General features: G+C 71.6%; 2 protein-coding genes. One reads left to right on the plus strand and one right to left on the minus strand.

From position 1 onward, the window contains the following. Window positions 1–985: LLM class flavin-dependent oxidoreductase (locus tag D1825_RS00335; protein ID WP_118765568.1), on the minus strand; the 985-nt coding region annotated here is incomplete at its 3' end. Window positions 986–1,143: 158 nt separating this feature from the next. Here D1825_RS00335 and D1825_RS00340 point away from each other — a divergent pair. Further along, window positions 1,144–2,304, plus strand: coding sequence for an ROK family transcriptional regulator (locus D1825_RS00340; RefSeq protein ID WP_118765569.1), 1,161 nt, complete (start codon window positions 1,144–1,146; stop codon window positions 2,302–2,304). Window positions 2,305–2,512 lie beyond the last annotated feature (208 nt).

The following is a 2,512-nucleotide window of genomic DNA, read 5'->3' on the forward strand; positions in this document are numbered from 1 at the left end:
CGGACAGGTCCATCTGGAAGGCCTGCCGGTCGTGCCCCAGCACCGCGTGCAACGCGACGATCCGCTCGGCGACCTCCTCGGGGTGCCCGACGAAGTAGGCCCCGCCGCGTGCGGCCTGGGACTCGTAAGAGATCCGGTTCGGCATCGCGAACCCGCGCTCGGAGGAGATCCGCCGCATCGACTCGAGCCAGTACGGGTAGAAGAACTCCCGCGCGGACTTGCTCTCCTCGCCGATGAAGCCCATGCCTGCGACGGCCACGAACGGCTGGGCGTCATCCGGCAGGCGCTCGCGGACGGCGGGACCGGCCTCGGCGAAGGAGCGGCGGTACAGGTCGACGAGCGGCGCGAACGACGCGGGTTGGCCGCCGATGATCGCGTAGCTGATCGGCAGCCCGAGCAGGCCTGCGCGCGCGGACGACTGCGGGTTGCCGCCCGTCGCCACCGCGATGTCGAGGTGCGTGCCGCGGCCCGGCTTGTCGTAGGGGCGGGGCAGCACGAGCGCGTCGTCGAGCGCGGGCCGGAACCGGCCCGACCACGTGGTGCGCTCGGCCAGGTCGAGCTGGAGCAGGAGCGCGATCTTCTCGTCGTACAGCTCGTCGTAGTCGTCGAGCGACGCGCCGAACAGCGGGTAGGACTCGATGAACGACCCGCGCCCGGCGAGCAGCTCGACGCGCCCCTGCGAGTACAGGTCCATCGTCGTGAACTGCTGGTAGACGCGCACCGGGTCCTCGGTCGAGAGCACCGTGACGGCCGAGCCGACGGTGATCCGCGAGGTCTGCGCGAGGGCCGCGGCGATGACGGTCGACGGCGCGGAGATCGCGTAGTCGGGGCGGTGGTGCTCGCCGATCCCGGCGTACTCGAGGCCCACCTCGTCGGCCAGCCGGATGCGCTCCAGCACGTCACGAAGCCGCTGCCCGGGCGAGACGATCTCGCCGGTCACGGGGGAGGGGTGGACGTCGCCGAACGTGTAGAAGCCGAGTTCCATGTCCCGACGATAGGGCCGCCCGGTTCGTCCGTGCCTGGGTGGGGTCTCGTGACGCGGGGTAGGCCCGCTGGTTACGGCGTGTTTCGGACCGGTCACGATGTGGTCACGGTCACACGAGGTAGTTGACACGGATTAGTAAGGCAGGTCTACTAACAAACATGACGACGGTCGGACAGCCCCGAGTGACGGGTGCGCGAGCGGTGGGTCGGATGCTCCGGCCGACCGCCAAGGCGCTGCCCGAGCACGCCCGGGCCCACAACCGTTCGATGGTGCTCGCCCACCTGTTCCACGAGGGCCCGTCGTCCCGGGCGGACATCGCCCGCTCGACCGGCCTGACCCGCGTCACCGTCTCCAGCCTCGTCGACGATCTCATGGCGGAGGGCCTGGTCACGGACCTCGGCGTCCGCTCCGAGGGGAAGGTCGGCAAGCCGGCCACGCTCGTCGGGATGCAGACCGAGGCGTTCCAGATCATCGCGGTCGACCTCACCGACGACTCGCGCCTGCTGGGCGCCGTGATGACGCTCGTGGGCGACGTGCTGCACCGCCTGACCGTGCCGCTCGAGGGGCGGATGGGGGAGGCGGCGCTGGAGCTGACCGAGACGCTGTGCCGCGACCTGCTCGCGCTGGCCGACCGCCCCGTCCTGGGCGTCGGCCTCTCGTCGCCCGGCGTCATCGACAACGACGGCCGCATCGTCCAGGCGCCCAACCGCGGCTGGTACGACGTCCCGATGGCTGCGCTGCTCAGCGAGCGGCTCGACGTCCCGGTGCACGTGGCCAACGACGCCAACACGCGCGCGCTGGCCGAGTTCACCTACGGCGAGGCGGCCGGCGGCAGCATGGTCGTCACCATCGGCCAGGGTGTCGGCGCCGGCATCGTCGTCGACGGCGCGCTCGTCGTGGGCCGTCACCACGCCGCCGGCGAGATCGGCCACGTCACCGTCGTGGACGACGAGCCCGACGAGTGCGCGTGCGGCCGCCGCGGCTGCCTCGAGACCGTCCTGAGCGTGCCGGCCCTGCGCCGCCGCACCTCCGGTCTCACCCCTCAGGACTCCGACGCCGTGCTGGCGTCGGTCGGACGGTTGCTCGGGTTCGCCCTGGCACCGGTCGTGTCTGCGCTCGACCTCGGCGAGGTCCTGCTCTCCGGTCCCCCGGAGCTGCTGGACGGACCTCTGCGGGAGGCGGCGCTCGACGCCGTCCGAGCCCGAACCATGCCCGTCATCGGGCAGTCGTTCGCGCTACGGATGGGATCGCTCGACGAGGACGGAGCGCTGGCAGGCGCTGCAGTGCTCGTCCTGGCAGGTCAGCTCGGGGTCTCGTGACGACCCCGAGCCGACCAACTGCAGGTCGGAACAACCCCCGGCGACGCCATCCGGCGCTCGCCTCGCTCACGGGAGGAAACCCCAACGTGAAGATCCTACGTTTCGCGGCCGTCGGCGTGGCGGCAGCGCTCGCGCTGACCGCGTGCAGCTCCGGCGACGACACCCCGTCGGAGACGACGAAGCCTTCGACCGGTGAGACGTCGGCTGC

Source organism: Cellulomonas rhizosphaerae, assembly GCF_003470205.1.
In the GTDB taxonomy this organism is placed as follows: Bacteria; Actinomycetota; Actinomycetes; order Actinomycetales; family Cellulomonadaceae; genus Cellulomonas; species Cellulomonas rhizosphaerae.

Bases quoted from the DNA above. Each gene is read 5' to 3' on its own strand.
- D1825_RS00340 (WP_118765569.1), top strand. From the start codon at position 1,144: ATGACGACGGTCGGACAGCCCCGAGTGACGGGTGCGCGAGCGGTGGGT.